This is a genomic window from Streptomyces sp. NPDC002886 (assembly GCF_042888445.1).
Lineage (GTDB): Bacteria > Actinomycetota > Actinomycetes > Streptomycetales > Streptomycetaceae > Streptomyces.
The window spans coordinates 290,901-317,019 of sequence record NZ_JBIAPV010000002.1; the positions used below are offsets into that span (position 1 = coordinate 290,901).

Sequence of the window (26,119 nt, forward strand, 5' to 3'; positions counted from 1 at the left end):
GAGAGGCGCGCCATGGAGCTGATTGCATGCAATCCGCAGGTCCTCCTCGAACGGGCCCGGGGCGCTCTTCTCGGACTCGCGGTGGGTGACGCGCTGGGCGCCCCCGCGGAGAACATGAAGCCGTCGGAGATCCGGGCGAAGTGGGGCCGGATCGAGGGCTTCGTCTCGGACGACCCGGCGGGCACGGACGACACCGAGTACGCGATCTTCTCGGGGCTGCTGCTGGCCCGCCACGGATCGGCGCTGACGGTCGCGCACGTGGAACGGGCGTGGCACCACTGGATCGCGGACCTGGACGAAGGCCCGTTCCGCGGCGCGGGCTTCTCGGAACGCGGCACCCTGGAGAACCTCCGCCGGGGCCTGGCGGCCCCCATCTCCGCCCAGCACCGGCACGCCTGGTCGGACGGTCTGGCCATGCGGGCGGCCCCCTTCGGCGTCTTCGCGGCGGGCCGGCCCGCCGAGGCCGCCCGGCTGGTCGCCATCGACGGCTGCGTCAGCCACGACGGCGAGGGCATCTACGGCGGCCAGGCCGTCGCGGCGGGGGTCGCGGCGGCGATGGCCGGGGGCTCGGCGGCCTCCGTCATCTCGGCGGCCCTCTCGGTCATCCCCTCGGACTCCTGGACGGCCCGCTCCCTGCGCCGGGCCGTGACGGCCGCCCCGCGCGGCGAGCGGGCGGTGCGTTCGGCGGTGGTCATCGGCGGCTACCCCTGGACGGACCTGGCCCCGGAGGCGGTCGGCCTCGCCTTCGGCGCGTTCGCCGCGTGCGGCGGCGACTTCGCCTCCTCCGTCCTCATGGCGGTCAACATGGGCCGCGACGCGGACACCACGGCCGCCGTCGCGGGCGCGCTCGCCGGCGCGATGTCCGGCGCCCCCGCCATCCCGGCCGCCTGGTCCTCGGTGATCGGCCCGGTCCGCGGCAGCTGCCTCCCCTCGATGCGCGGCTACCACGTCCTGGACATCGCGGACCTCCTCACCCCGGAAACCGAGGCCCCCCGATGACCCTGACCCCGACGCCCCCGTCCACGAAGACCCCGCCCCAGGAACCCGGCCCCCTCACGAACCCACAGGGCCCGCCCCCACGGAACACCCCCGAGGCCGAGCACCCCCGAAAGGCCGACCCCCTGACCGGCCCCAACCCGGCCGAGGCACTGACCGGACCGGACCCGGCCGACACCCCCACCGAGCCGGACCCGGAGGGCGACACCCCTGCCGTGCCGAACCAGGCCGACGCTCTCAGCGGGCCGGACCCCGAGCGCGACACCCTGACCGGGCCCAACCCGGCCGACACCCCCACCGAGCCGGACCCGGCGCGCCACACCCTGACCGGGCCCAACCCGGCCGACACCCCCACCGGGCCGGACCCGGAGGGCCACACCTCGGCCGGGCCGAACCCGGCCAACGCCCCCACCGGACCGGGCCCGGAGGGCCACACCTCGGCCGGGGAGACCCCGCGAGGCGGCGCCCCGACCTGCTCGGCCCTGGGCCGGGGGGCCGCCGGCACGCCGGTGCCCGAGTTCCTCCGGTCCGCTCCCGCGGTACGGGGCCACGCCGCTCCCGGGGCGGCGGGGACGACGGCCGCCCCCGTCCGGGGGCCCGGGGGCCTGCCCCCGGTTTCGGGAAGGGGCGGGTACGGGGAGAGTCCCCCCGCCCCGGAGCCGGCCCCGGCCGGGCACGACGCCCCGCCGCGCACGCAGGCCCGTACCGCCGGCGCGGTGGACGCGCCCGGCCGGGGAACCACGGGCGGCACCCCGCCGCTGCGTGCCGCGACCGGGCCCGGACGGCCCCACACCGCCCCGGCCGAGGTCGCGGGCGGCCCGCTCACCGCCCCGTCGGGACCCGCACCGCGGGACGCGCAGCCCCGTACGGCCACGGCCAAGGCCACGGCCACGGCCCCCCGAACCGAGGCCGACCCCGTCGGCCCCCGCCGGATCGAAGGGCTCCTCCTCGGGCTCGCCGCCGGCGACGCCGCCGGCTGGCCCGCGGCCCGCCACCGCGCCAGCCGGATGCCCGAGTGGACCCGCCGCCTCACCCGCGAGCTCGACACCTTCGCCGAGCAGAACGCCACCACCACCCTCCCCGTCCCCATCGCCCTCAACCAGCCCCCGGAGCCGCTGCGCCTCGGCCCCTCCGACGACGCCGAATGGGCCGCCTTCGCCGCCGAGTCGGTCCTCACCGCCGCCGGGGTGCTGCTCAGCGACCTCTCCCGGTCCCGCCGCATGCGCGCGGCCATCGACCTCGCCTGGAACGCCCTGGCCAGCGAGGTCGCCGCGGCGGCGGAACGCGCGCCCGAGGTGGAGTCCGCCGTCCTGCCCCTCCGGGCCCGGATCTCCGTCCGGGCCGGCCTCGGCAACCTCGCCGCCGGCCTGCGTCCGCCCGCCACCGGACACGACAACCCGCACTACTTCGACGACGCCGCCTGCATCCGAGCCTGCGTCCTCGCCGTCGTGCATCCCGGGGACCCCGAAGCGGCCGCGGACCTCGCCGAGTTCGACGCCCGCTACACCCAGGACGGCGACGGGGTCCACGGCGCCCGCGCCATGGCCGCCGCCATCGCCACCGCCCTCGCGAGCACCGGGACCTGCACCGCGGCGGATACGGACGCCGCCGTCGACGCCGCCCTCGCGCAGCTCCCCGAATCCACCGAGATCGGCCGCAACGCCCGGCACGCGGTGAAACTCGCCCGCGCCGAGAGGGGCGCGGCCGGCGGGGCCTTCGCGATCGTCCCGCTCCTGGAGCACCAGATCGTCGACCACGTCTACAGCTACGGCATCGCCGCCGCGGAAACCGTCCCCGTGGCCCTGGCCCTCGCCACCGCCGCCCGCGGCCGGGTCGGCGAGGCGGTCCCGGCCGCCGCCTGCCTGTCGCGCGTCGCGGACTCCGCCCCCGCCCTCGCCGGCGCGCTGACCGGCGCGCTCGGCGGCGGCGACTCGCTCCCCGCCGCTTGGCGCGAAGCGTGCCGCGTCCTCTCCGGCTGCGCCCTCCCCCGCCTCGCGGGCACCGACCTCGTCGAATTGGCCGCGCTGCTCACCCGTACGGAACTCACCTCACCCAAGCCCCAAGGAAAGCCCCGCACATGACGACCCTGACCCCCGTGGACCCCACGCCCCACACCCACACCCCCTCCCCCACCCTGGACGACCGGATCACCGGCGCCCTCGTCGGCGCGGCCGTCGGCGACGCGCTGGGCGGCCCCGTGGAGGGCTGGACGCCGGAACAGATCGTGGAGCGGCACGGCGGCCGGGTGCGCGGCATCGTCGGCCCGTGGCACGAGGACTGGCGTACGGCCCGCCCGATCGCCCCGTACCACAAGGGCGACGGCCACGTCACCGACGACACCCTGATGACGCACGCGCTGGTCCGCGTCTACGAGGCCGTACGGGACCACCTGGACGCGTACGCGATCGCCGAGCACCTGGTCCCCGATCTGATGACGGTCCCCCGCTGGATCCCCGAACTGGAGGCGGACGCCCTCCCCCTCCAGCGGATCTTCCTCGCCGAGAAGTGGATCGTGACCCGGCTGCACTACGCGCACGCGGACCCGCGGGAGGCGGGCACCGGCAACATCGTCAACTGCGGCGCGGCGATGTACATGGCGCCGGTCGGCCTTGTCAACGCGGGCAATCCGGCCGGAGCGTACGCGGAGGCGCTGGACGTCACCGGCGCGCACCAGTCCTCGTACGGCCGGGAGGCTGCGGGGGTGTTCGCGGCGGCGGTCGCGGCGGCGTGCGTGCCGGGCGCGACGGCCACCTCGGTCATCGACACCGCCCTCTCCCTGGCCAAGGACGGCACCCGCGAGGCCATCGCGGCGGTCTGCGAAGTCGCGGCCCGCCACCGGGACTTCGAGTCGGCCCTGTCGCCGCTCCGGGCGGCGGTCGCCCCGTACGACTCGGTCGGCCCGGACTACCGCGCCCCGTCCCTGGGCGCGCGGCGCCCGTCCCGCCTCCACTCCATCGAGGAACTCCCCATCGCGCTCGGCATGCTGCTCGTGGCCGACGGCTGCTACGAGACCTCCGTGCTCGGCGCGGTCAACTACGGCCGGGACTGCGACTCCATCGCGACCATGGCCGGTGCGATCGCGGGCGCCCTGTCGGGCGAGGCGGCCGTCCCGCCCGCCTGGACGGACCGGGTCGCGGAGGCCAGCCGCCTGGACCTGCGCGCCCCGGCGATTTCGCTGGCCGCGATCACCCGGGAGGTCTTCGCCCGCGACGCCTCCCGGCGCCGCACCCACGAAGCCGCCTTCGCCACCCTGACGACCCCCCGATGACCCTCCCCGAGACGAGGGACGAGCGCCTGACCCCCGGGCACCCGGAGCGGTCCGCCCCGGGCGGCGGAACGGCCCCGCCGCCCGGCTCCGGGCACGGCGCGCCCGTCCGGCTGACCTGGGTGCAGCCCGAGGATCTGGTCGGCCACGAGTTCCGGCAGGCCGCCGAGGACGGCCGCGGGGAGGCCGCGGAGCCCCTGCTGCGGGTCTGGCTCGCGGCGGGCGGCCACCTCGCACCGGCCCGGGCGGGCGCCTCCCCCGCCCCGGCCCCGCCGGAACTCCGAGCCCTGGCCACCGACCTCCTGACGGCCCTGGCAGCCCTCCCCACCCCCACCGAACCGTCCCCGTGGCCCGCCCCCCAGAGCCACGGCCCCGCCCACCCCCCGGGGCCCGGGGGCGTGCCCGGAGCCGAGGCCGAGGCCGTGCCCGGAACCAAGAGCCTGCCCGGGGCCGAGGCCCCGGCCACGCCCCGGACCGGGGCCTCCACCGAGGCCGGGGCCGTGCCCCGGACCGGGGCCGGGGCGGCCGCTCCCGGCTCCGGGCTGCGCCGGAGGCTGGAGGCGGCCTGGGTCGGCCGGGCCGTCGGGTGCGTGCTCGGGAAGCCCGTGGAGAAGCTGCCCCTGCACGGGATCCGGGCCCTGGCCCGGGCCGCCGGGAACTGGCCCCTCGCCGACTGGTTCACCGAGCGCGGCGTACCACCGGAGGTGCTCGCCGCCCACCCCTGGAACCGCCGCTCCGCGCCCACCTCCCTCGCCGAGAACATCGACGGCACACCCGAGGACGACGACCTCAACTACCCCCTCCTCGGCCTGCTCCTCCTCCAGCGCCACGGCAAGGGCTTCACCACCGCCGACGTCGGCCGGCTCTGGCTCGACGAGCTCCCGGCCGGCCGGACCTTCACCGCCGAACGGGTCGCCTACCGCAATCTGCTCCAAGGGCTGGAGCCCCCCGCCACCGCCACCCACCACAACCCCTTCCGCGAGTGGATCGGCGCCCTGATCCGCGCGGACGTCCACGGCTGGACCAACCCGGGCGACCCGGCCGCCGCCGCGGCCCAGGCGCACCGGGACGCCGCGCTCACCCACACCGGCAACGGCGCCCACGCCGCCGCGTTCGTCGCCGCCGCCACCGCCACCGCGGCCACCGGCCGGGCCGACGTGCACACCGCGCTCCGGGCCGGCCTGGCCGTCGTACCGCCCCGCTCCCGCCTCGCCGAGGCCGTCGGCTACGGGATCCGGGCGGCCTCGGACGCACACCGCACCGGCGCCGACTTCGATACCGTCGTCGACCTGCTCCACGCCCGCTACGGCCACTACCACTGGGTCCACGCCATCCCCAACGCCGCCGTGATCGCCGCCGCCCTCACCCACGCCGACGGGGACTTCACCCGTTCCGTCTGCCGCGCGGTGTCCGGCGGCTGGGACACCGACTCCAACGGCGCCACCGCCGGCGCCCTCGCCGGACTGCTCGCCGGCTCCCCCGACGCCATCGCGCACCGCTGGACCGCCCCGTTGAAGAATCGCCTCGCCACCAGCGTCCCCGGCTTCGACGGCATCGGCTTCGACGCCCTCGCCCACCTCACCGCACAGGAGGCAGCCCGCTCATGACGGCCATCGCCGTGCTCGGCAGTACCAACATGGACCTCGTCGCCTACGTCTCCAAGGCCCCCCGCCTCGGGGAGACCGTCACCGGCCGCGACTTCCGCACCGTCCCCGGAGGCAAGGGCGCCAACCAGGCCGTCGCCGCCGCCCGCTGCGGCGCGGAGGTGGTGATGATCGGCGCGGTCGGGGCCGACGAGTTCGGCGTACGGCTGCGCTCCGCGCTCACCGGCGCCGGGGTCGGGACGGCGGCCCTGCGCACCGTCGAGGGCGCCAGCGGCACCGCGCACATCACCGTGGACGACGAGGGCGGCAACAGCATCATCGTCATCCCCGGCGCCAACGCCCTGGTCACCTCCCTGGAGCCCGGCGACGCCGCCCGGATCGGCGCCGCCGACTCCCTGCTCCTCCAGCTCGAACTGCCCCTGGAGGCCGTGCTCGCCGGCGCGCTGGCCGCCCGTGACCACGGCGTACGGACCATCCTCACGCCGGCCCCGGCCCAGCCGCTGCCCGCCGAACTCCTCGCCGCCACCGACCTGTTGGTGCCCAACGAGCACGAGGCCGCCGCCCTCACCGGGCTCACCGACGTGCACCTGGCCGCGGCCGCCCTGCTCCAGGACGTGCCGGAGGTGGTCATCACCCTCGGCGCGGCCGGGGTCCTGTACGCCGCCCGCGGCCGCGCGTCACTGACCGTGCCCGCGCCGCGCGTACGGGCCGTGGACACCACCGCCGCCGGGGACACCTTCGTCGGCGCGCTCGCCGTGGCCCTGGGCGAGGGCCGGCCGATGCCCGAGGCGCTGCGCTGGGCCTCGGCGGCCGCCGCCCTGTCCGTGCAGCGCCCCGGCGCCCAGGACTCGATGCCGACCCGCGACCAGACCGACGCCTTCGCCCGCTCCGGAGCCGCCTCATGACGCCCGCCGACCGGGACGCCGCCCCCGCCCCGCCCCTGCGAGGGCTCCGCGTCCTCGACCTCGCCACCCTCTTCGCCGGTCCCCTCGCCGCCACCCTGCTCGGCGACTTCGGCGCCGAGGTCGTGAAGGTGGAACACCCGACCCGGCCCGACCCCTCCCGCGGCCACGGCCCCGCCAAGGACGGCATCGGCCTCTGGTGGAAGCTGCTCGGCCGCAACAAGCGGACGATGACCCTCGATCTGTCCAGCCCCGGCGGCCGGGACACCCTGCTGCGCCTGGTCGCCACCGCCGACGTGGTGATCGAGAACTTCCGCCCGGGGACCCTGGAGCGCTGGGGCCTGGGCTGGCCCGAGCTGTCCGCCGCGAACCCGCGGCTGATCCTGACCCGCGTGACGGCCTTCGGCCAGGCGGGCCCGTACGCCCACCGCCCCGGCTTCGGCACCCTCGCGGAGGCGATGAGCGGCTTCGCGGCGATCACCGGGGAGCCGGAGGGGCCGCCGACCCTGCCGCCGTTCGGGCTCGCGGACTCCATCGCCGCGCTGACCACCGCGTACGCCGTGATGGCCGCGCTCGCCGGCCGCGACCGCACCGGGCACGGGCAGGTGGTGGACCTGGCGATCATCGAGCCGATCCTGACCGTCCTCGGGCCGCACCCGCTCTGGTACGACCAGCTCGGCTACGTCCAGCCGCGCACCGGCAACCGTTCCACCAACAACGCGCCCCGCAACACGTACCGCAGCCTGGACGGCCGCTGGCTGGCGGTCTCCACCTCCGCCCAGTCCATCGCCGAGCGGGTGATGCGGCTCGTGGGGCGGCCCGAGCTGATCGCCGAGCCGTGGTTCGCCACGGGCTCCGGGCGGGCCGGTCACGCGGACGTGCTCGACGAGGCGGTCGGCGGCTGGATCGCCCGCCACAAGGCGGACGAGGTGACGGCCGCCTTCGAGGAGGCCGAGGCCGCGGTCGCGCTGGTCTACGACGTACGGGACGTCATGGCCGATCCGCAGTACGCGGCCCTGGACACGATCACCGAGGTCGAGGACCCGGAGCTGGGCCCGATCCGCATGCAGAACGTCCTCTTCCGGCTCTCGGAAACCCCGGGCTCCATCCGCTGGGCGGGCCGCCCGCACGGCGCGGACACCGATGCCGTACTCGCCGAGATCGGCCTCACCCCGGCCGAGATCACCGCACTGCGCACGGAAGGGGCCCTGTGATCCTGACCTGGCTCTACGTACCCGGCGACCGCCCCGAGGTGGTGTCCAAGGCACTGCACGCCGGGGCCGACGCCGTGATCGTGGACCTGGAGGACGCGGTGTCGGCCTCCCGCAAGGAGTACGCCCGCGCCGCCACGGCCGAACTGCTCCGCGAACGGCACCCGGTCCCCGTCCATGTACGCGTCAACGCCCTGGACTCCCCCTGGGGCGGCGCCGACCTCAGCGCGCTGGGCGGGCTCCACGGCCTCGCCGGGCTGCGCCTGCCCAAGATCTCCTCCCCGGAGCAGATCGTCTCCACCGCCGACCGCGCCCCCGGGGTGGCCCTGTACGCCCTGCTGGAATCGGCGATCGGCGTGGAACGGGCCTACGACATCGCCCGCGCGCACCCCGCCCTGCGCGGGCTGTCCCTGGGCGAGGCGGACCTGCGGGCCGACCTCGGCGTCACCGCGGAGTCGGGCCTGGACTGGCCGCGCTCCCGGGTGGTGGTCGCGGCCCGCGCGGCCGGGCTGGCGCCGCCGGCCCAGTCGGTGTTCCCCGACATCCGGGACCTGGAGGCACTGGCGGCCTCCTGCGCCCGGGGCCGCGCCCTCGGCTTCCTGGGCCGCGCGGCGATCCACCCGCGCCAGCTCCCGGTGATCGAGCGGGCCTACCTGCCCGGCCCGGCGGAGGTCAGCGCCGCCGCGGAGATCGTGGCCGCGGCCCGCCGCACCCCGGGCGCGGTGGCCCTGCCCGACGGCCGCTTCGTCGACCCGGCGATGCTGGCGGGCGCGGAACGGGTGGTGGCCCTGTCCCGCAGGGTCGCGCCGGTCGCGCCGGTCCTCTCCTGACCCGCGGGGCGCCCGGCCCGCGCACGGGAGCCCGTACGCCCGCCCGCCGTACCGGTGGACGCGAGACGGGAGGGGCGCCGCGCGATGTGCGCGGCGCCCCTCCCGTTTCGACCGTCGCTCCGGTCAGAGCTTCTTGGCCCCGGGGACCTCGGCCTTGTCCTTGCCGTCGGCTTCGCCCTCGGCGTCCACCGGCTCGGCCCCGGCCCCGGCGTCGGCCGTGATGTCGTCCTCGGCCTCCGCGGTGACCTCGCCCGCGGGCTTGTCCCCGGCGTTGTCCTTGGACTTGGACTTGGCCTTGTCCTTGGTCTGGTCGCCCTCGGCGCCGGCCTCCCCGGCCGGGGTGTCCCCGTCCTTGGCGCCGGCCACGGCGTCAGCGTCGGCGTCCGGCTCGACGACCTCTTCGCGGCCCGGCCGCAGCTTCGCCGACAGCACCAGGTACACCACGGCGAGCACGAAGACGATGATCGAGGTCCAGACGTTGAGGCGCAGACCGAGGATGTGGTGGGCCTCGTCGACCCGCATGTACTCGATCCAGCCGCGCCCCACGCAGTACGCCGCGACGTACAGCGCGAACGCCCGCCCGTGTCCGAGCTTGAAGCGGCGGTCGGCCCAGATCACCAGCAGGGCGACACCGACGCACCACAGGGACTCGTAGAGGAAGGTCGGGTGGTAGGTCCCGGCGACCCGGTTCGGGCCGTCGCTGATCTTCACCGCCCACGGCAGATCGGTGGCGCGGCCGTACAGCTCCTGGTTGAACCAGTTGCCCCAGCGTCCGCAGGCCTGGGCCAGCGCGATGCCGGGGGCCAGGGCGTCGGCCCAGGCCGGCAGCGGGATGCCGCGGCGGCGGCAGCCGATCCAGGCACCGACCGCGCCCAGCGCGATGGCGCCCCAGATGCCGAGGCCGCCCTCCCAGATCTTGAAGGCGTCGACCCAGTCGCGGCCCTCGCCGAAGTAGAGCTGGTAGTCGGTGATCACGTGGTAGAGGCGACCGCCGACCAGGCCGAACGGCACCGCCCACACGGCGATGTCCGCGACCGTGCCCGGCTTACCGCCGCGCGCGATCCAGCGCTTGTTGCCGAGCCAGACGGCGACGAAGACGCCGATGATGATGCAGAACGCGTAGCCGCGCAGCGGGATCGGCCCGAGATGGAGCACGCCCGTCGACGGACTGGGAATGAAGGCAAGGTTCATGGCAAGAGCCGACGCTACCTTGCCGGACGGTGGTGACCGCAACCCGTCCGGCAAGCTGCTGCCGAATCGAGACGGCCGTCAGTGCCCCATGGGCATCCCGTCGTGGTCCGGGGAGGCGTCGGCGGAGCCCGAACCGCCCGTGCCCGACCGTCCCGCCGAGCGGGCCGAAGAGGACGGGGAGGCCTTCGCCGAGCCCGACGCGGAAGCGGAGGACGACGGCGATCCGGACTTCGACTTGGACTTGGATCCGGACGCCGACGCCGATGCCGACGCAGACGATGACGGCGACGCCGACGGCGAGCCCTTCACCCCGCCCGGGCCGCCCTTGCCGGCCGCCTCCACCTTCTCCTTCAGCTTCTGCGGGGTCAGCGGGTTGGCCTGGTCCGCGAAGATGTCCTTGCCGTCGAGCAGCACGGTCGGGGTCCCGCGGAACTTGCCCGCGCGGAAGGCGTCCTGCGACTTGTTCACCCAGCTGTCGTGCGTACCGTCCTCGACGCAGGTGCGGAACGCGGGGGTGTCCAGCCCGTCGACCTTCCCGGCCAGCTCCAGCAGCTTGGCGTTCTTGCCGTAGGCGTCGTTGGTCTCCTCGGGCTGATTGTCGAAGAGCACGTCGTGGTACGAGGAGAACTTCCCGGCGTCCTGCGCGCAGGCGGCGGCGTTGGCGCTCTTGAGCGAGCCGGTGCCGCCCATGTTCCCGTCGATCAGGGTGACGAGGTGGTACTCGACCTTGAGGAGGCCCTTGGCCTCCAGCTCGTGGACGGTGTCCCGGTAATTGGTCTCGAAGGCCTTGCAGGCCGGGCAGCGGAAGTCCTCCCACACGGTCAGCGTGGAGGGGGCCTCGTCCTTGCCGGCCTGGATGGCCAGCGCGTCCTTGCCCGTGGCCCCGGAGGGGGCCACCAGCGGGCCGCCCTTGGCGGAGGATCCGCCCTTGCCGGTGTTCGCCGCGATCAGGCCGACGACGGCCGCCAGCCCGAGTACGCCGACCACCGCCGCCGACACGACGAGGGTCCGCCGTCGCTTGTCCCTCGCCTTCTGCTTCTCGCGCTCCACCTGGAGTCGCTCGCGGGCCGATCGTTTCGTCGCATCGCGGTTCGCACCGTCGTTCATGTCGCTCACGTTCGGCCAAACGAAGCAGGGAGGCACTCTCGTGCCTCCCTGCCCCTACTTCCACCCGATCGGGCTACAGAACCCGCTCAGGGGTCCGGCCGCGCGATCGAACGCGCCGCCCGTCGGTGTCCCGCGTACGCCTCAGCTCCGGCGCACTCCCGCGGCGAGCTCGCCCGCCAGTGCCTCGACGGCGGCCAGCCCGGCGGTCAGGTCCGGCGCGTCGAGCAGCAGCTTCACGAAGGCCGAGCCGACGATGACGCCGTCGGCGAAGCCCGCGACCTCCTTGGCTTGGACGGCGTTGGAGACGCCCAGTCCGACGCAGACCGGCAGGTCGCTGGTGGCGCGGGTGCGGCGGACCAGGTCGGCCGCCTGGTTGCCGACCGACTCGCGGGTGCCGGTGACGCCCATGAGGGAGGCGGCGTAGACGAAGCCGGAGCCGGCCGCCGTGATGGTGGCGAGCCGCTCGTCCTTGCTGCTCGGCGCCACGACGAAGACGGTCGCCAGACCGTGCTTCTCGGCGTGCTCGCGCCACAGCGCGGACTCCTGGACCGGCAGGTCGGGCAGGATGCAGCCCGCGCCGCCGGCCTCTGCGAGCTCGGCGGTGAACCGCTCGACGCCGTAGCGGTCGATGGGGTTCCAGTAGGTCATGACGAGGATCGGGGCGCCCGTGGCCTCGTACGCCTCGCGGACGGTCCGCAGGGTGTCCGCGATCTTGACCCCGCCGCGCAGGGCGATGTCGTCGGCGGTCTGGATGATGGCGCCGTCCAGGACCGGGTCGCTGTGCGGGAGGCCGATCTCCACCACGTCCGCGCCGCCGGCGATGACGGCCTTGACGGCTTCGATGGCCCCGTCCACGGTCGGGAAGCCGGCCGGGAGGTAGGCGACGAGGGCCGCGCGGTCCTCGGACTTCGCCTTCGCGAGGGTGGCCGAGAGGAGTTCGATGGTGCCGCTCACTTGGTCTCCCCCTCGGAGGCGTCGTACAGGTCGAAGTAGCGGGCGGCGGTGTCCATGTCCTTGTCGCCGCGGCCGGACAGGTTGACGACGAGCAGCCCGTCCTTGCCGAGCTCCTTGCCGAGGTCCAGCGCGCCCGCGAGGGCGTGCGCCGACTCGATGGCCGGGATGATGCCCTCGGTGCGCGAGAGCAGCCGCAGGGCCTGCATCGCCTGGTCGTCGGTGATCGCGCGGTATTCGGCGCGGCCCGCGTCCTTGAGGTACGAGTGCTCCGGGCCGATGCCCGGGTAGTCCAGACCGGCCGAGATGGAGTAGGGCTCGGTGATCTGGCCCTCCTCGTCCTGCAGGACGTAGGAGCGCGATCCGTGCAGGATGCCGGGCTCGCCGGCGGTCAGCGTCGCCGCGTGCTCGCCGGTCTCCACACCGTGTCCGGCGGGCTCGAAGCCGACCAGGCGGACGTCGGCGTCCGGGATGAAGGCGTGGAACAGGCCGATGGCGTTCGAGCCGCCGCCCACGCACGCCGCGACGGCGTCGGGGAGGCGTCCGGCGCGCTCCAGGATCTGGCGGCGGGCCTCGACGCCGATCACGCGGTGGAAGTCGCGGACCATGGCGGGGAAGGGGTGGGGTCCCGCGACCGTGCCGAAGAGGTAGTGCGTGCGGTCCACGTTGGCGACCCAGTCGCGGAACGCCTCGTTGATGGCGTCCTTCAGCGTCCGGGAGCCGGACTTCACCGCGATGACCTCGGCGCCCAGGATGCGCATCCGGGCCACGTTCAGCGCCTGGCGCTGGGTGTCGATCTCGCCCATGTAGATCGTGCACTCGAGGCCGAAGAGCGCGCAGGCGGTGGCGGTGGCCACGCCGTGCTGACCGGCTCCGGTCTCCGCGATGACGCGGGTCTTGCCCATGCGCTTGGTGAGCAGCGCTTGGCCCAGCACGTTGTTGATCTTGTGCGAGCCGGTGTGGTTCAGGTCCTCGCGCTTGAGGAAGATCCGCGCCCCGCCCGCGTGCTCGGCGAACCGCGGCACCTCGGTGAGGGAGCTGGGACGGCCGGTGTAGTTGACCATCAGGTCGTCGAGCTCGGCCGCGAAGGCCGGGTCGCCCTTGGCCTTCTCGTACTCGACGGCGACCTCGTCCACGGCGGCGACGAGCGCCTCCGGGATGAACTTGCCGCCGAAGTCGCCGAAGTAGCCCTCGGCGTTGGGGATGTGACCCTCGGGGTCCGGGATGAAGAAACTGCTGGCGCTGGACATGCCCAGGTACTCCTACGGATGCGACGCGGATGTCTTCACCGTATTGCGCCGTCCGCCCCCGATGCGCACACCCCGCTGGGGCATGGGCGTACGAGGGTCCGGAGCGGCCCGTCCCGGAGCCGGCGGCTCGGGGGGCGGACCGTAAGAGGACGCCGACGGACGCGGGTGTACGACGTACACCGTCCGGCGGGCCTCGTTACGACGCGACTCCGGGTCGCCATCGCATGCCGTTGACCTGACCGGGCTCGGAGCCGATCACGTACCGGACCCGCCGCCCGCGCACGCGCCGGGCCGGGGCGCGGCAGCCGCGAGGGCGGCAGCCGCGCGCCAGGGGCGCGTGCGCCGTCGGCACGCCGGCCAGGCCGGAGCCCGGTCGGGTGCGGACGGAGGGGCGGTTTCGGGCCATGGGTGCGGGTCAGCTCCGCCCGTGGCGCAGGGCGGGGTGGGCTCCGGCGGCGACGAGGTCGGCCACGGCCGCCTTCGGGTCGCGGCCGGTCACCAGGGACTCCCCGACGAGGACGGCGTCCGCGCCCTCGTTCGCATAGGCGATCAGGTCGTGCGGCCCGCGGATGCCGGACTCGGCAACCTTCACGATGTGGGCCGGGATCTCGCCGACGATCCGCTCGAAGGTGGAGCGGTCGACCTTGAGGTCCTTCAGGTTGCGGGCGTTGACGCCGATGATCTTGGCGCCCGCCGCGACCGCACGCTCGATCTCCTCCTCGTCGTGGACCTCGACGAGCGGGGTGAGGCCGATGGACTCGGCCCGCTCGATGAGGGAGACGAGGGCCTCCTGCTCCAGGGCCGCGACGATCAGCAGCACGAGGTCGGCGCCGTAGGCGCGGGCCTCCCACAGCTGGTACGCCGTGACGATGAAGTCCTTGCGCAGGATCGGGATGTCCACGCGGGCGCGGACGGCCTCCAGGTCGGCCAGCGAGCCACCGAAACGACGCTGCTCGGTGAGGACGGAAATGACCGCCGCACCGCCCGCTTCGTAGTCGGCGGCGAGCCCGGCCGGATCGGCGATGGCGGCCAGCGCACCCTTAGAGGGGCTGGAACGCTTGACCTCGCAGATCACCTTGACGCTGTCGCCGCGCAGTGCAGCGACGCCGTCCTTGGCCTGGGGCGCCTTGGCGGCACGCTCCTTGAGCTCGTCGAGGCTGACGCGCGCCTGCCGTTCGGCAAGGTCTTCGCGGACCCCTTCGATGATCTCGTCGAGCACACTCACGCGAGCGGCCCCCTTCCGGGTCGATGACGGTCGGCCGCCTTGCAGACACGTACAACTGCAAGGTCAGCAGTTCAAATGGTATCCGCAGGACGCCTTGCCCTCCGCACGCGGTTGACGGCGTCCCATTAAATGGACATCCGGAATATTTACTTCAGCTATACCTCAGGGCGCCAGGAAAGAGCCCATGGGCAGGTTCCGGACAACGGAGAAGACCAGGGCCGCCCCACCGATCCCCCACCAGTACAGCGGCCTTACAACGAGCCTCGGAGCCCCTACCCCCCGATAGGCCCGAACCAGCCACAGGACCATGAAACCGGCGAAGAAGAAGTAGCCCGCGACCGCCAGGGCATTTGCCCCGATAGCCGTCACGAGATCGCCGTGGGCGAACGCGTGGGCACTGCGCAGCCCGCCGCAGCCGGGGCACAGGACCCCGGTCAGCCGGAAGAGCGGGCAGACCGGATAGTGGCCGGGCTCGTTCGGGTCCACGGTCCCCACGTACGCGAGGGCCGCGGCGGCCGCGGTCAGCGTGAGCGCCGGACGCACCAGCCGGCCGGCCCGGGACACGGGCGCGGGAGGCGGCGCGAGATCGGTCGTTCCAGAGGAGGCGTCCACCCGCTGATTCTCTCCGCTCATGACAAAAGGCGCAGCCCGACAGGGCCGCGCCTTTCGAAAACCGGCGTACCGGCTACCGCCCGGTCGGCCCGTCAGACCTTCGCGGCGACGCGGTTCGCGGCGATGACCTCGGCGAGGTCCTGGTGCGCGGACTTGGGCGCGCCCATGCCCGCGGCCTTCATCGCCATGCCCACGACACCGCCGATGACGACGACGACGAGACCCGCGTAGAAGCCCAGCGGGTTCGCCAGCACCATGAAGGCACCGGAGATGCAGAAACCGATGACCGCGATGATGACACCGGTCCAGGCGGCCGGGGTGTGTCCGTGGCTAGTGCCCGCCATGAGTTGCTCCTCGTACTCGGGTGTGCTCTGTCGCACGCCGCACATGCTGTGTGAACGGTGATGTGGTCAACGCTCGGTGGTCATTCTCCCGCACCGGGCCGCGACCTCGTTCACGGGGTCGGGTCCGGGTTCACGCGCCGGATCGCGGGTTCAGCGGGTCGGGTCCGGGCCGGTGGGGTCCTCGCCCCGGTCCAGAGCCTTCCACAGGTCCTCCGGCCGGTCCGGGTCCACCACGGCCGCCTTGCGCGGTCGCGGGCTGCCGTCGCGCTCGTAGCGGCCGCCCATCGCGGGCCAGGCGCTCCCGAAGCGCAGCGCGAGCAGTCCCGCCAGCAGGATCAGCGCCCCGCCGGCCGCCGTCACGTAGGGCCAGGCGGTGTGGGTCAGGCCGGCCACGCGGGCCGCGGCGTCGGCCGTCGTACGGGCCGCCTCCGCGTCCAGCGCGCCACGGCCGTCCGCGTTGGCCAGCGCGGCCAGCGCCGCGCCCAGGCCGCTCAGCGCGAGCAGCCCCGAGACCAGCAGGCGGCTGCGGCCGCGTACGGCGAAGACGGCGACCAGGGCGGCGAGCCCGACGATGGCCAGGGCGGCGGGCAGGCCGGTGACGGCCCGCCCGTCCGCGGTCACCGGCAGCGAGCCGCCGCCGACCGCGGCGACGCCCCGGGCCCAGACGCGGCCGGAGGCGAGCAGGACGACGGTGGCGCCGAGCGCGCCGAACAGCAGGGCGACGGCCACGCTGCGGCGGCCGCCGCGGCCCGAGGGGGCCTCGGGTTCGGCGGCGGCATCGGCGTGTTCGGTTCGGGGCGGGGGTACGGCACTCACGTACCCCACTATCCCCTACCGGCTCAGGCGCCGTGGAGGCGGTTCGCCGCCGCCACCGCGCGGAGCACCGCGGCGGCCTTGTTGCGGCACTCGGCGTCCTCCAGCTCGGGCACCGAGTCGGCGACGACACCGGCGCCGGCCTGCACGTACGCCTTCCCGTCGCGCAGCAGCGCGGTGCGGATGGCGATGGCGGTGTCGGAGTCCCCGGCGAAGTCGAGGTAGCCGACGCAGCCGCCGTAGAGCCCGCGGCGGGTGGGCTCCAGCTCCTCGATGATCTGCATGGCGCGCGGCTTGGGCGCACCGGACAGGGTGCCGGCCGGGAAGCAGGCGGTGAGCACGTCGAAGGCGGTCTTGCCCTCGGCGACGCGCCCGGTGACGGTGGAGACGATGTGCATGACGTGCGAGTACCGCTCGATGCTCATGAAGTCGACGACCTCCACCGATCCCGGCTCGCAGACCCGGCCGAGGTCGTTGCGGCCGAGGTCGACGAGCATGAGGTGCTCGGCGCGCTCCTTGGGGTCGGCGAGCAGCTCGTCGGCGAGCTCGTTGTCCAGCTGCGGGGTGGCGCCCCGGTGCCGGGTGCCGGCGATGGGGTGGACCATGGCCCGCCCGTCCTCGACCTTGACCAGCGCCTCGGGGCTGGACCCGACGACGTCGAAGCCGTTCTCGAAGCGGAAGAGGTACATGTACGGGGAGGGGTTGGTGGCCCGCAGGACCCGGTAGACGTCGAGCGCGGAGGCGCTGCACGGGGTCTCGAAACGCTGCGAGGGCACCACCTGGAAGGCCTCGCCGGCCCGGATCCGCTCCTTCACGTCCTCCACGGCGGCCTGGTACTTCTCGCCGCCCCACAGGGCCGAGTACTCCGGGAGCTGCGAGTCGGGCAGCGGCATCGGCGCGTACGGGGCGGGCCGCGCGAGGTCGGCCTCCATGGCGTCGAGGCGGGCCACGGCGTCCGCGTAGGCCTCGTCCACGCCCGCGGCGAGGTCGTTGTGGTTGATGGCGTTGGCGATGAGCTGGACGGTGCCGTCCCAGTGGTCCAGGACCGCCAGGTCGGAGGTGAGCAGCATGGTCAGCTCGGGCAGGTGCAGGTCGTCCTCGGTGTGCTCGCCGATGCGCTCCAGGCGGCGCACGATGTCGTAGCCGAGGTAGCCGACCATGCCGCCGGTGAAGGGAGGCATGCCGGAGGCGAGGTCCCGGGGGGTGTGCAGGGCCTCCACGGTCTGCCGCAGGGCCTCCAGGGGGTCGCCCGAGGTCGGGACGCCGACGGGCGGGGTTCCGATCCAGTGGGCCTGGCCGTCCTTGACCGTGAGCGTGGAGGCGCTGCGGACGCCGACGAAGGAGTAGCGCGACCAGGAGCGGCCGTTCTCGGCGGACTCCAGGAGGAACGTCCCGGGGCGTTCGGCGGCCAGCTTGCGGTAGAGCCCGACGGGCGTGTCACCGTCCGCGAGCAGCTTGCGGCTGACGGGGATGACGCGGCGGTCGGCCGCGAGCTTGCGGAACGTCTCAAGATCCATGGCGTGGGACCTTACTCGTGATCGGCTTCGGCTATTCGGCTTCGGCGGTGGGGCCGGAGGGACCGGCCAGAGGGAGGACGTCGGCGTCGAAACACGTCCGGGCACCGGTGTGGCAGGCCGCGCCGACCTGGTCCACCTGGACGAGCACGGTGTCGGCGTCGCAGTCGAGCGCGACGGACTTCACGTGCTGGAAGTGGCCGGAAGTGTCGCCCTTGACCCAGTACTCCTGACGGCTTCGCGACCAGTAGGTGCACCGGCCGGTGGTCAGGGTGAGGTGCAGGGCCTCGTCGTCCATCCAGCCGAGCATGAGCACCTCACCGGTGTCGTACTGCTGGGCGATGGCCGGGACCAGACCGTCGGCGGAGCGCTTGAGGCGGGCGGCGATGGCGGGATCGAGGGAGGACGTACTCATGGAGCCATTGTGCCGGGCCCAGGGGACGATCAAGGATCCCTGTCCGCCTGATGGGCAGGCACGGGGCGGGTTCCAGCCGTAGGCTGGCCCGCATGTCTACCCATGCGAAGCGTGAACGACTGCTGCTGGCCGATCTGTTGGAGTCGGCGGGCCCGGAGGCGCCGACGCTGTGCGAAGGCTGGCGGACGCGGGAGCTCGCCGCGCACGTGGTGGTCCGGGAGCGTCGCCCGGACGCGGCGGGCGGACTGCTGCTGAACGCGCTGAAGCCCCGCCTGGACAAGGCGATGGAGGAGTACGGGGCCAAGCCGTACGAGGAGCTCATCCAGCTGATCCGCACGGGCCCGCCGAAGATGTCCCTCTACTCGCTGAAGCAGATCGACGAGCTGGCGAACGCGGTGGAGTTCTACGTCCACTCCGAGGACGTCCGCCGCGCCCAGCCGGACTGGTCCCCGCGCGTCCTGGACCCGGTCTTCTCCGACTCCCTGTGGTCCCGCCTGGAGAAGCTGTCCCGCCTGACGGGCCGCCGCTCCCCGGTGGGCCTGGTCCTGCGCCGCCCGAACGGCCAGACGGCGGTGGCCCACAAGGGTGCGCCGGTGGTGACGGTCACGGGCGAGCCGGGAGAACTGACCCTGTTCTGCTTCGGCCGCCAGGACGCCGCCGCGGTGGAACTGGACGGCCCGAAGGAAGCCATCGCGAAGCTCACGGTGGCCCGTCTGGGGATGTGACCCCTCGGGAACCCCGCGGGGCCCGGCCCCTCAGGCGAAGGCCAGTTCCGCGCGGCGGACCGCGGGGGCCGAGGTCCCCACGATCGCGCCCGCCATGCTCACCGCCGCCCCCGCCAGGAAGACCGGGGTCACGCCCCACGCGTCCGCCGCGAAGCCGAAGACGGGATAGGCCAGCGGGGCCAGGCCGACCGCCGTGAAGGCCATCACGGAGCTGACCCGCCCCAGGTACGAGGGGTCCGTGGCCGTCTGGATGAGGGCGATGGCCAGGCCGCCGCAGACCCCGCAGACCAGGCCGGTCAGCACCGCCAGCGCCACCGCCAAGGGCAGGCTCGGGGCCAGCACCAGCCCGCCGATGCCCGCGGAGCCGATGATCAGGGTGAGGTTCTGGATCGCCCCGGCCCGGGGGAACCTAGGGATCAGGGTGAGCACCAGCGCGCTCGACGCCGCGCCCACACCCATTCCGCCGATGATCCAGCCGACCCCGGCGGGCCCCCAGCCGCGCTCCTCGGAGACGAGGATCAGTCCCAGCGTCATCGGCGCGGAGGTGCCGAGCTGGCTCAGCGCTCCCGACAGCACCAGGGGGCCTATCAGCCCGTGGCGCCGGATGTAGCCGAGCCCCGAGCGGAGCTGCCGCCAAGGGGTCTCGGGGGTGGAAGCCGCGACGGGTTCCGTGGGAGCCGGCAGCGGGGCGATCCGTACCGCCACCAGCAGCACCAGCGAGACCCCGAACAGCACCGACGCCACCGCGAAGGCCGACGCCGGCCCGCCCAGTCCCATCGCCAGCCCCGCCACCGGCGGCCCGGCGGTGTGCCCGACGCGTTCCGCGAGGCTGCGCAGCCCCTGGACCCGTACGAGCTGCCCGGGCCCCGCGATCCGCGGCGGCAGCGCGCCGACGGCCGGCATGAACAGGGCGTCCACGATGCCGAAGACCAGCGCGACGAGCACCAGGACCCACAGGCCCGGGGAGCCGAGGGCCAAGACGAGCGCCAGTCCCAGGACGACGGCGCAGCGCACCGCGTCGGAGGAGATGACCACCAGCCGGGGCCCGAAGCGGTCGGCGACCACCCCGCCGCCCAGCATGAGCAGCGCCCTCGGTATCGCGCCGACCGCCATGACCAGGCCGACCTCGGCCGGGCCGGCGCTCTGGGCGGCCGCCCAGCCGAGGGCGAGGAAGTAGACCCCGTCCCCGACGAGCGAAGCCCCGTAGGCGGCCAGCCAGCGCAGGACATTGGCGTCCCGCCAGACGTTCCCGTTCACGACCAGCCCCCCACGGGCGAAGCGAACCTCAGCGGACCGGGTGGCCCGCTTCCCTCAGCGCGTCCTTGACCTGCCCGATGCGCAGGTCTCCGAAGTGGAACACCGACGCCGCGAGCACCGCGTCGGCGCCCGCCGCGATCGCCGGCGGGAAGTGCGCGAGCTTGCCCGCGCCGCCCGAGGCGATCACCGGGACCGTGACGTGCTTGCGCACGGCCGCGATCATCTCGGTGTCGTAGCCGTCCTTGGTACCGTCCGCGTCCATCGAGTTCAACAGGATTTCCCCGGCGCCCAGTTCGGCCGCCCGGTGCGCCCACTCGACGGCGTCGATGCCGGCGCTCTGCCGGCCGCCGTGGGTGGTCACCTCGAAGGAGCCGGAGGCGGTGCGGCGGGCGTCGACGGACAGCACCAGCACCTGCCGGCCGAAGCGCTCGGCGATCTCCTGGATGAGCTCCGGCCGGGCGATGGCGGCGGTGTTCACGCCGACCTTGTCGGCGCCGGCCCGCAGCAGCTTGTCCACGTCGTCCGCGGTGCGGACGCCGCCGCCGACGGTCAGCGGGATGAAGACCTGCTCGGCGGTGCGGCGCACCACGTCGTAGGTGGTCTCCCGGTTGCCGGAGGACGCGGTGATGTCGAGGAAGGTCAGCTCGTCGGCGCCTTCGGCGTCGTAGAGCTTGGCCATCTCGACGGGGTCGCCGGCGTCGCGCAGGTTCTGGAAGTTGACGCCCTTGACGACCCGGCCGTTGTCCACGTCCAGGCAGGGGATCACCCGTACGGCGAGGGTCATGCGGAGCCTCCGGCGACGGGGCCGAAGGCCTCGACCTCCACCTCGACGACCATGCTCGGGTCCACGAACCCGTTGACGATGATCAGCGTCGAGGCGGGGCGGATCTTGTCGAAGAGCTCGCTGTGCGCGCGGCCGACCTCGTCCACGTCACGGGCGTGCGTGAGGTAGAGGCGGGTGCGGACCACGTGCTCGGGGCCGAGCCCGGCCTGCTCCAGCGCGTTGAAGGCCACGGAGAAGGCCTTCTTCGTCTGGTCGTACGGGCCGCCCGCGTCGGCCCCGGTGCAGCCGGAGACCAGGACCAGCCCGTTGGGGAGCTGGACGGCGCGGGAGTAGCCGAGCACGTCCTCGTAGGCGCCGCCGGAAGAGATGCGCCGGACGTCGGAACTGTTCGCGGACGTGTGCGCGGAACCGTTGTCGGAACTCATGCGGAGACCACCTTCAGGGCTTCTTCGAGCGTGAACGCCTTGGCGTACAGGGCCTTGCCTACGATGGCGCCCTCGACGCCGGCCCCGACGAGCCCGGCCAGTGCGCGCAGGTCGTCGAGGGAGGAGATGCCGCCGGAGGCCACGACGGGCCGGTCGGTGGCGGCGCAGACGTTCTTCAGCAGCTCCAGGTTGGGGCCGGTGAGGGTGCCGTCCTTGCCGATGTCGGTGACGACGTACCGGGCGCAGCCCTCGGAGTCCAGGCGCGCGAGGGTCTCGTAGAGGTCCCCGCCCTCGCTGGTCCAGCCGCGGCCCTTGAGGGTGGTGCCGCGTACGTCGAGGCCCACCGCGATCTTGTCGCCGTGCTCGGCGATGGCCTTGGCGGCCCACTCGGGGGTCTCCAGGGCGGCGGTGCCGAGGTTGACGCGGGTGCAGCCGGTGGCGAGGGCCGCGGCGAGCGTGGCGTCGTCGCGGATGCCGCCGGACAGTTCGACCTTGATGTCCATGGCGCCGGTGATCTCGGCGACGAGCGCGCGGTTGTCACCGGTGCCGAAGGCGGCGTCCAGGTCGACCAGGTGGAGCCATTCGGCGCCGGAGGACTGCCAGGCCAGGGCGGCCTGGAGCGGGGAGCCGTAGGAGGTCTCGCTGCCGGAGACGCCGTGCACGAGGCGGACGGCCTGGCCGTCGCGGACGTCGACGGCGGGGAGCAGTTCGAGCTTCTTCGACGTCGTCATCACAGGGTCTCGATCCAGTTGGTGAGGAGCTGGGCGCCGGCGTCCCCGGACTTCTCGGGGTGGAACTGCGTGGCCCACAGGGCCCCGTTCTCCACCGCCGCGACGAACCGCTCGCCGTGCGTGGCCCAGGTGACCTTGGGCGCCTTGATCAGCGGGTTGGTGACTTCCAGCGACCAGTCGTGGGCCGCGTAGGAGTGCACGAAGTAGAAGCGGGCGTCCTCGTCCAGGCCGGCGAAGGCCTGGCTGTCGGCCGGCGCGTCCACGGTGTTCCAGCCCATGTGGGGGACGATCGGGGCCTGCAGCGGGCCGACCGTGCCGGGCCACTCGTCGAGCCCTTCGGTCTCCACGCCGTGCTCGATGCCGCGCTCGAAGAGGATCTGCATGCCGACGCAGATGCCCATGACCGGACGGCCGCCGGAGAGCCGGCGGCCGATGATCCAGTCGCCGCGGGCGTCCTTGAGCCCCTGCATGCAGGCGGAGAATGCGCCGACACCGGGGACGAGGAGTCCGTCGGCGTCCATGGCCTTGTCGTAGTCGCGGGTGATCTCCACGTCCGCGCCGGCGCGCGCGAGGGCGCGCTCGGCGGAGCGGACGTTGCCGAAGCCGTAGTCGAAGACCACGACCTTCTTCGTGGGGGTCAAGGTGCTCACTCCCAAATTCCCTGGATCCGCAGCACTCCGGCGACCAGGCACATCACGGAGCCGATGGCGAGCAGGACGATGACCGAGGCCGGCATCTCCTGTTTCTTGAAGGAGTAGACGCCGCCGGCCAGAAACAGGCCGAGGACGATCAGGATCGTGTTGAGCCCGTTCACGCTAGAGGGCGCCCTTCGTGGAGGGCAGGATCCCGGCGGCGCGCGGGTCGAACTCGGCGGCGTAGCGCAGGGCCCTGGCCAGCGCCTTGAACTGGCACTCCACGATGTGGTGGGCGTTGCGGCCGTACGGCACGTGGATGTGCAGGGCGATCTGGGCCTGCGCGACGAAGGACTCGAAGATGTGCCGGGTCATCGTCGTGTCGTACGAGCCGATCATCGGCGCCATGTTCTCGGGCTCGGTGTGCACGAGGTACGGGCGGCCGGACAGGTCGACGGTCACCTGGGCGAGGGACTCGTCGAGCGGCACGGTGCAGTTGCCGAAGCGGTAGATGCCGACCTTGTCGCCGAGGGCCTGCTTGAAGGCGGCGCCCAGCGCGAGGGCGCTGTCCTCGATGGTGTGGTGGCTGTCGATGTGCAGGTCGCCCTCGGTCTTGACCGTGAGGTCGAAGAGGCCGTGGCGGCCGAGCTGGTCGAGCATGTGGTCGTAGAAGCCCACGCCCGTCGAGACGTCGACCTTGCCGGTGCCGTCGAGGTTTATCTCGACGAGGACCGAGGTCTCCTTGGTGGTCCGTTCGACCCGTCCGATGCGGCTCATGCGTGCTGCTCCTTGTTCAGTGCGCGAACCGCTTCCAGGAACGCGTCGTTCTCGGCCGGGGTGCCCGCGGTGACCCGCAGCCATCCCGGTACGCCGTTGTCCCGGACCAGGACGCCCTGGTCGAGGATCTTCTGCCAGGCGGTGTGGGAGTTTTCGAACCGGCCGAACTGTACGAAGTTCGAGTCGGAGTCGGTGACCTCGAAGCCGATCCCCCGCAGCTCGGTGACCAGGCGGTCGCGCTCGGCCTTGAGCTGCTCGACGTAGCCGAGCAGGGTGTCGGTGAACTCCAGGGCGGCCAGCGCGGTCGCCTGGGTGACGGCCGACAGGTGGTACGGCAGGCGTACGAGCTGTACGGCGTCCACCACGGCGGGGTGCGCGGCCAGGTAGCCCAGGCGCAGGCCCGCGGCGCCGAAGGCCTTGGACATGGTCCGGGAGACCACCATGTTCGGGCGGCCCTCGATGAGCGGCAGCAGCGAGTCGCGGTGGCTGAACTCCACGTAGGCCTCGTCCACGATGACGAGCGACGGCTTGGCCGCCTGCGCCGCCTCGTAGAGGGCCAGGACCGTCTCGGCCCCGACCGCGGTGCCCGTGGGGTTGTTGGGCGAGGTGATGAAGACGACGTCGGGGGCGTGCTCGGCGATGGCCTGCTCGGCCGCCGCCACGTCGATCGTGAAGTCCTCGTTCCGCGGGCCGGAGATCCAGTCGGTCCCGGTGCCGCGCGCGATCAGCGCGTGCATCGAGTACGAGGGCTCGAAGCCGATCGCGGTGCGGCCGGGCCCGCCGAAGGTCTGCAGCAGCTGCTGGAGTACCTCGTTGGAGCCGTTGGCGGCCCATACGTTCTCGCGCGCGACCGGGTGCTTGCCGGTACGGGTGAGGTAGGCGGCGAGCTCGGTGCGCAGCTCGACGGCGTCCCGGTCGGGGTACCGGTTGAGGGTGCGGGCGGCCTCGGCGACGCGCTCGGCGATGCGCGCGACGAGCGGCTCGGGCAGCCCGTACGGGTTCTCGTTGGTGTTGAGCTGGACGGGCACGTCCAGCTGCGGGGCGCCGTACGGGGTCTTGCCGCGCAGCTCGTCCCGGATGGGGAGGTCGTCGATGCCGATGGTGCGGGTCATGCCTGCGGAACCTTCCAACCGAATCGTGCCTTCAGAGCCGCGCCGTGCGCGGGCAGGTCCTCGGCCTCGGCCAGGGTCACCACGTGGTGGGTGACCTCGGCGAGGGCGTCGCGCGTGTAGTCGACGATGTGGATGCCGCGCAGGAAGGACTGCACGGACAGGCCCGAGGAGTGGCAGGCGCAGCCGCCGGTGGGCAGCACGTGGTTGGAGCCGGCGCAGTAGTCGCCGAGCGAGACCGGGGACCACGGGCCGACGAAGATCGCTCCGGCGTTGCGCACGCGGGCGGCCCAGGCGGCCGCGTCGGCCGTCTGGATCTCCAGGTGCTCGGCGCCGTACGCGTCGACGACCTTGAGGCCGTCCTCCAGGGTGTCGACCAGCACGATCGCGGACTGGCGGCCGGCCAGCGCGGGCTTGATCCGGTCCTCGATGTGCTTGGTGGCCGCGACCTGCGGCTCCAGCTCCTTCTCGACGGCGACCGCGAGCTCCTCGGAGTCCGTCACCAGGACGGCGGCGGCCAGCGGGTCGTGCTCGGCCTGGCTGATCAGGTCGGCGGCGACGTGCACCGGGTCGGCCGTGGAGTCCGCGAGGACCGCGATCTCCGTCGGGCCGGCCTCGGTGTCGATGCCGATCTTGCCGGTGAAGTAGCGCTTGGCGGCGGCGACCCAGATGTTGCCGGGGCCGGTCACCATGTTCGCCGGTGCGCACTCCTCGGTGCCGTACGCGAACATCGCGACGGCCTGGGCGCCGCCGGCCGCGTACACCTCGTCCACGCCGAGCAGCGCGCACGCGGCGAGGATCGTCGGGTGCGGCAGGCCGCCGAATTCCTTCTGCGGCGGGGACGCGAGCGCGATGGACTCGACGCCCGCCTCCTGGGCCGGGACCACGTTCATGACGACGGAGGACGGGTACACCGAACGGCCGCCCGGGGCATACAGCCCCACGCGCTCCACCGGCACCCACTTCTCGGTCACCGTGCCGCCGGGGACCACCTGGGTGACGTGCTCGGACCGGCGCTGGCTGCGGTGCACGATCCGGGCGCGCCGGATCGACTCCTCCAGGGCGGCGCGGACGGCCGGGTCGAGCTCGTCGAGGGCGGTCTTGAGCGCCTCGGCGGGCACCCTGACCTGCTCCAGCTCGACGCCGTCGAACTTCCGCGCGTACTCGATCAGCGCCGCCGTTCCACGATGGTGGACGTCCTCGCAGATGGGCCGCACCTTCTCCAGGGCGGCTTCCACGTCGAACTCGGCACGGGGCAGCAGATCGCGCAGGGCGCCACCCTCGGGGAGGGTGTTGCCGCGCAGGTCGATACGAGAGATCACCCGCCAATTCTCTCAGACCGTTTCACGCCGCCGTCCGTCCGTATCACTGGCTGATACAGGCCACGGACGTTTTCCGATGTCACAGCGGCCCTCTAGCGTGCGGGTAGGCGCGGTGGTCGTCCGCGCG

Annotated in this window: 26 protein-coding genes and 2 pseudogenes; 8 read left to right on the forward strand and 20 right to left on the reverse strand. The window is 73.7% G+C overall.

The window, feature by feature from the left end; all coding sequences use genetic code 11:
* The first annotated feature begins 12 nt into the window (after positions 1 to 12).
* From ACFYYB_RS07470 to ACFYYB_RS07500, 7 genes are read left to right on the forward strand one after another with little or no spacing between them, the layout of a single operon-like run.
* Entirely contained in the window at positions 13 to 999 is a 987-nt protein-coding gene (locus tag ACFYYB_RS07470) for an ADP-ribosylglycohydrolase family protein (protein ID WP_389433781.1), read from the forward strand.
* Positions 996 to 3,077 carry an ADP-ribosylglycohydrolase family protein gene (locus ACFYYB_RS07475; protein WP_389433782.1) on the forward strand — a complete coding sequence of 694 codons (2,082 nt, stop codon included), beginning with the start codon at positions 996 to 998 and terminating at the stop codon, positions 3,075 to 3,077. Before ACFYYB_RS07470 ends, ACFYYB_RS07475 begins: the two co-directional genes overlap by 4 nt.
* Positions 3,074 to 4,264 carry an ADP-ribosylglycohydrolase family protein gene (locus tag ACFYYB_RS07480; RefSeq protein WP_389433784.1) on the forward strand — a complete coding sequence of 397 codons (1,191 nt, stop codon included), beginning with the start codon at positions 3,074 to 3,076 and terminating at the stop codon, positions 4,262 to 4,264. Before ACFYYB_RS07475 ends, ACFYYB_RS07480 begins: the two co-directional genes overlap by 4 nt.
* Complete coding sequence (locus ACFYYB_RS07485) at positions 4,261 to 5,868, forward strand: ADP-ribosylglycohydrolase family protein (protein ID WP_389433785.1); 1,608 nt, start codon at positions 4,261 to 4,263, stop codon at positions 5,866 to 5,868. Before ACFYYB_RS07480 ends, ACFYYB_RS07485 begins: the two co-directional genes overlap by 4 nt.
* Positions 5,865 to 6,770, forward strand: a complete 906-nt coding sequence (gene rbsK / locus ACFYYB_RS07490; RefSeq protein ID WP_389433787.1) for a ribokinase — start codon at positions 5,865 to 5,867, stop codon at positions 6,768 to 6,770. Before ACFYYB_RS07485 ends, rbsK begins: the two co-directional genes overlap by 4 nt.
* Entirely contained in the window at positions 6,767 to 7,981 is a 1,215-nt protein-coding gene (locus ACFYYB_RS07495; RefSeq protein WP_389433788.1) for a CaiB/BaiF CoA transferase family protein, read from the forward strand. Before rbsK ends, ACFYYB_RS07495 begins: the two co-directional genes overlap by 4 nt.
* On the forward strand, positions 7,978 to 8,808 hold the full coding sequence (locus tag ACFYYB_RS07500; protein ID WP_389433790.1) for an HpcH/HpaI aldolase/citrate lyase family protein: 831 nt from the start codon (positions 7,978 to 7,980) through the stop codon (positions 8,806 to 8,808). The genes ACFYYB_RS07495 and ACFYYB_RS07500 overlap by 4 nt, the downstream gene beginning before the upstream one ends.
* A gap of 123 nt (positions 8,809 to 8,931) precedes the next feature.
* Here the strand turns inward: ACFYYB_RS07500 and lgt are convergent, their stop codons facing one another.
* The 11 genes and pseudogenes from lgt to hisI all read right to left on the reverse strand — a co-directional run bounded on the left by lgt (position 8,932) and on the right by hisI (position 18,230).
* On the reverse strand, positions 8,932 to 9,999 hold the full coding sequence (gene lgt / locus ACFYYB_RS07505) for a prolipoprotein diacylglyceryl transferase (RefSeq protein WP_389433791.1): 1,068 nt from the start codon (positions 9,997 to 9,999) through the stop codon (positions 8,932 to 8,934).
* A gap of 321 nt (positions 10,000 to 10,320) precedes the next feature.
* Positions 10,321 to 11,106, reverse strand: a pseudogene (locus tag ACFYYB_RS07510) (DsbA family protein); the annotation flags it as partial.
* A 141-nt stretch (positions 11,107 to 11,247) separates the two neighbouring features.
* Positions 11,248 to 12,060: a tryptophan synthase subunit alpha gene (trpA, locus tag ACFYYB_RS07515; protein ID WP_389433792.1), complete on the reverse strand. Its 813-nt coding sequence runs from the start codon at positions 12,058 to 12,060 to the stop codon at positions 11,248 to 11,250.
* Complete coding sequence (gene trpB / locus ACFYYB_RS07520) at positions 12,057 to 13,307, reverse strand: tryptophan synthase subunit beta (RefSeq protein WP_327307211.1); 1,251 nt, start codon at positions 13,305 to 13,307, stop codon at positions 12,057 to 12,059. The genes trpA and trpB overlap by 4 nt, the downstream gene beginning before the upstream one ends.
* A gap of 196 nt (positions 13,308 to 13,503) precedes the next feature.
* The gene (trpM, locus tag ACFYYB_RS07525) at positions 13,504 to 13,713 is read right to left on the reverse strand and encodes a tryptophan biosynthesis modulator TrpM (RefSeq protein ID WP_250743802.1); all 210 of its coding nucleotides are present in this window, start codon (positions 13,711 to 13,713) and stop codon (positions 13,504 to 13,506) included.
* A 9-nt stretch (positions 13,714 to 13,722) separates the two neighbouring features.
* Entirely contained in the window at positions 13,723 to 14,532 is an 810-nt protein-coding gene (trpC, locus tag ACFYYB_RS07530) for an indole-3-glycerol phosphate synthase TrpC (protein WP_250743801.1), read from the reverse strand.
* A gap of 162 nt (positions 14,533 to 14,694) precedes the next feature.
* Positions 14,695 to 15,165 carry a DUF2752 domain-containing protein gene (locus ACFYYB_RS07535; protein ID WP_389433794.1) on the reverse strand — a complete coding sequence of 157 codons (471 nt, stop codon included), beginning with the start codon at positions 15,163 to 15,165 and terminating at the stop codon, positions 14,695 to 14,697.
* 71 nt (positions 15,166 to 15,236) lie between these two features.
* Positions 15,237 to 15,488 (reverse strand): HGxxPAAW family protein, encoded by a 252-nt coding sequence (locus ACFYYB_RS07540; protein WP_389434944.1) that lies wholly within the window; start codon positions 15,486 to 15,488, stop codon positions 15,237 to 15,239.
* A gap of 150 nt (positions 15,489 to 15,638) precedes the next feature.
* Positions 15,639 to 16,313, reverse strand: coding sequence for a TIGR02234 family membrane protein (locus ACFYYB_RS07545; protein ID WP_389433795.1), 675 nt, complete (start codon positions 16,311 to 16,313; stop codon positions 15,639 to 15,641).
* Between the two features lie 14 nt (positions 16,314 to 16,327).
* Positions 16,328 to 17,818, reverse strand: a complete 1,491-nt coding sequence (locus tag ACFYYB_RS07550) for an anthranilate synthase component I (RefSeq protein ID WP_389433797.1) — start codon at positions 17,816 to 17,818, stop codon at positions 16,328 to 16,330.
* A 31-nt stretch (positions 17,819 to 17,849) separates the two neighbouring features.
* Entirely contained in the window at positions 17,850 to 18,230 is a 381-nt protein-coding gene (hisI, locus tag ACFYYB_RS07555) for a phosphoribosyl-AMP cyclohydrolase (RefSeq protein ID WP_327307206.1), read from the reverse strand.
* A 92-nt stretch (positions 18,231 to 18,322) separates the two neighbouring features.
* Between hisI and ACFYYB_RS07560 the strand changes: the two genes are divergently transcribed.
* On the forward strand, positions 18,323 to 18,955 hold the full coding sequence (locus ACFYYB_RS07560) for a TIGR03085 family metal-binding protein (protein WP_389433799.1): 633 nt from the start codon (positions 18,323 to 18,325) through the stop codon (positions 18,953 to 18,955).
* Here ACFYYB_RS07560 and ACFYYB_RS07565 read toward each other — a convergent pair.
* From ACFYYB_RS07565 to hisD, 9 genes and pseudogenes are all read right to left on the reverse strand, one after another.
* A pseudogene (locus ACFYYB_RS07565) lies at positions 18,930 to 20,212 on the reverse strand (MFS transporter). The gene ACFYYB_RS07560 and the pseudogene ACFYYB_RS07565 sit on opposite strands and share 26 nt — an antisense overlap.
* 28 nt (positions 20,213 to 20,240) lie before the next feature.
* Complete coding sequence (gene hisF / locus ACFYYB_RS07570; RefSeq protein ID WP_266909499.1) at positions 20,241 to 20,996, reverse strand: imidazole glycerol phosphate synthase subunit HisF; 756 nt, start codon at positions 20,994 to 20,996, stop codon at positions 20,241 to 20,243.
* Positions 20,993 to 21,421 (reverse strand): RidA family protein, encoded by a 429-nt coding sequence (locus ACFYYB_RS07575; RefSeq protein ID WP_389433801.1) that lies wholly within the window; start codon positions 21,419 to 21,421, stop codon positions 20,993 to 20,995. The genes hisF and ACFYYB_RS07575 overlap by 4 nt, the downstream gene beginning before the upstream one ends.
* Positions 21,418 to 22,152 carry a bifunctional 1-(5-phosphoribosyl)-5-((5-phosphoribosylamino)methylideneamino)imidazole-4-carboxamide isomerase/phosphoribosylanthranilate isomerase PriA gene (gene priA, locus ACFYYB_RS07580; RefSeq protein WP_389433802.1) on the reverse strand — a complete coding sequence of 245 codons (735 nt, stop codon included), beginning with the start codon at positions 22,150 to 22,152 and terminating at the stop codon, positions 21,418 to 21,420. The genes ACFYYB_RS07575 and priA overlap by 4 nt, the downstream gene beginning before the upstream one ends.
* Positions 22,152 to 22,793 carry an imidazole glycerol phosphate synthase subunit HisH gene (gene hisH / locus ACFYYB_RS07585; RefSeq protein ID WP_250743832.1) on the reverse strand — a complete coding sequence of 214 codons (642 nt, stop codon included), beginning with the start codon at positions 22,791 to 22,793 and terminating at the stop codon, positions 22,152 to 22,154. The genes priA and hisH overlap by 1 nt, the downstream gene beginning before the upstream one ends.
* Before the next feature lie 5 nt (positions 22,794 to 22,798).
* Complete coding sequence (locus tag ACFYYB_RS07590) at positions 22,799 to 22,966, reverse strand: hypothetical protein (RefSeq protein WP_250743789.1); 168 nt, start codon at positions 22,964 to 22,966, stop codon at positions 22,799 to 22,801.
* Position 22,967: 1 nt separating this feature from the next.
* Complete coding sequence (hisB, locus tag ACFYYB_RS07595) at positions 22,968 to 23,561, reverse strand: imidazoleglycerol-phosphate dehydratase HisB (protein WP_215035049.1); 594 nt, start codon at positions 23,559 to 23,561, stop codon at positions 22,968 to 22,970.
* On the reverse strand, positions 23,558 to 24,673 hold the full coding sequence (locus tag ACFYYB_RS07600) for a histidinol-phosphate transaminase (protein ID WP_389433804.1): 1,116 nt from the start codon (positions 24,671 to 24,673) through the stop codon (positions 23,558 to 23,560). Before ACFYYB_RS07600 ends, hisB begins: the two co-directional genes overlap by 4 nt.
* Positions 24,670 to 25,992, reverse strand: a complete 1,323-nt coding sequence (gene hisD / locus ACFYYB_RS07605) for a histidinol dehydrogenase (RefSeq protein WP_389433806.1) — start codon at positions 25,990 to 25,992, stop codon at positions 24,670 to 24,672. The genes ACFYYB_RS07600 and hisD overlap by 4 nt, the downstream gene beginning before the upstream one ends.
* Between the last annotated feature and the right edge of the window lie 127 nt (positions 25,993 to 26,119).

Excerpts from the sequence above, each read along its gene's own strand:
- rbsK (WP_389433787.1), top strand. The coding sequence starts at position 5,865 with ATGACGGCCATCGCCGTGCTCGGCAGTACCAACATGGACCTCGTCGCC.
- ACFYYB_RS07600 (WP_389433804.1), bottom strand. The coding sequence starts at position 24,673 with ATGACCCGCACCATCGGCATCGACGACCTCCCCATCCGGGACGAGCTG.
- ACFYYB_RS07535 (WP_389433794.1), bottom strand. The coding sequence starts at position 15,165 with ATGAGCGGAGAGAATCAGCGGGTGGACGCCTCCTCTGGAACGACCGAT.
- ACFYYB_RS07495 (WP_389433788.1), top strand. The coding sequence starts at position 6,767 with ATGACGCCCGCCGACCGGGACGCCGCCCCCGCCCCGCCCCTGCGAGGG.
- hisI (WP_327307206.1), bottom strand. The coding sequence starts at position 18,230 with ATGAGTACGTCCTCCCTCGATCCCGCCATCGCCGCCCGCCTCAAGCGC.
- lgt (WP_389433791.1), bottom strand. The coding sequence starts at position 9,999 with ATGAACCTTGCCTTCATTCCCAGTCCGTCGACGGGCGTGCTCCATCTC.
- ACFYYB_RS07475 (WP_389433782.1), top strand. The coding sequence starts at position 996 with ATGACCCTGACCCCGACGCCCCCGTCCACGAAGACCCCGCCCCAGGAA.
- trpB (WP_327307211.1), bottom strand. The coding sequence starts at position 13,307 with ATGTCCAGCGCCAGCAGTTTCTTCATCCCGGACCCCGAGGGTCACATC.
- hisB (WP_215035049.1), bottom strand. The coding sequence starts at position 23,561 with ATGAGCCGCATCGGACGGGTCGAACGGACCACCAAGGAGACCTCGGTC.
- ACFYYB_RS07575 (WP_389433801.1), bottom strand. The coding sequence starts at position 21,421 with ATGAGTTCCGACAACGGTTCCGCGCACACGTCCGCGAACAGTTCCGAC.
- ACFYYB_RS07470 (WP_389433781.1), top strand. The coding sequence starts at position 13 with ATGGAGCTGATTGCATGCAATCCGCAGGTCCTCCTCGAACGGGCCCGG.
- ACFYYB_RS07540 (WP_389434944.1), bottom strand. The coding sequence starts at position 15,488 with ATGGCGGGCACTAGCCACGGACACACCCCGGCCGCCTGGACCGGTGTC.
- priA (WP_389433802.1), bottom strand. The coding sequence starts at position 22,152 with ATGACGACGTCGAAGAAGCTCGAACTGCTCCCCGCCGTCGACGTCCGC.
- ACFYYB_RS07550 (WP_389433797.1), bottom strand. The coding sequence starts at position 17,818 with ATGGATCTTGAGACGTTCCGCAAGCTCGCGGCCGACCGCCGCGTCATC.
- ACFYYB_RS07480 (WP_389433784.1), top strand. The coding sequence starts at position 3,074 with ATGACGACCCTGACCCCCGTGGACCCCACGCCCCACACCCACACCCCC.
- trpM (WP_250743802.1), bottom strand. The coding sequence starts at position 13,713 with ATGGCCCGAAACCGCCCCTCCGTCCGCACCCGACCGGGCTCCGGCCTG.
- ACFYYB_RS07485 (WP_389433785.1), top strand. The coding sequence starts at position 4,261 with ATGACCCTCCCCGAGACGAGGGACGAGCGCCTGACCCCCGGGCACCCG.
- hisF (WP_266909499.1), bottom strand. The coding sequence starts at position 20,996 with ATGACCCTCGCCGTACGGGTGATCCCCTGCCTGGACGTGGACAACGGC.
- ACFYYB_RS07560 (WP_389433799.1), top strand. The coding sequence starts at position 18,323 with ATGTCTACCCATGCGAAGCGTGAACGACTGCTGCTGGCCGATCTGTTG.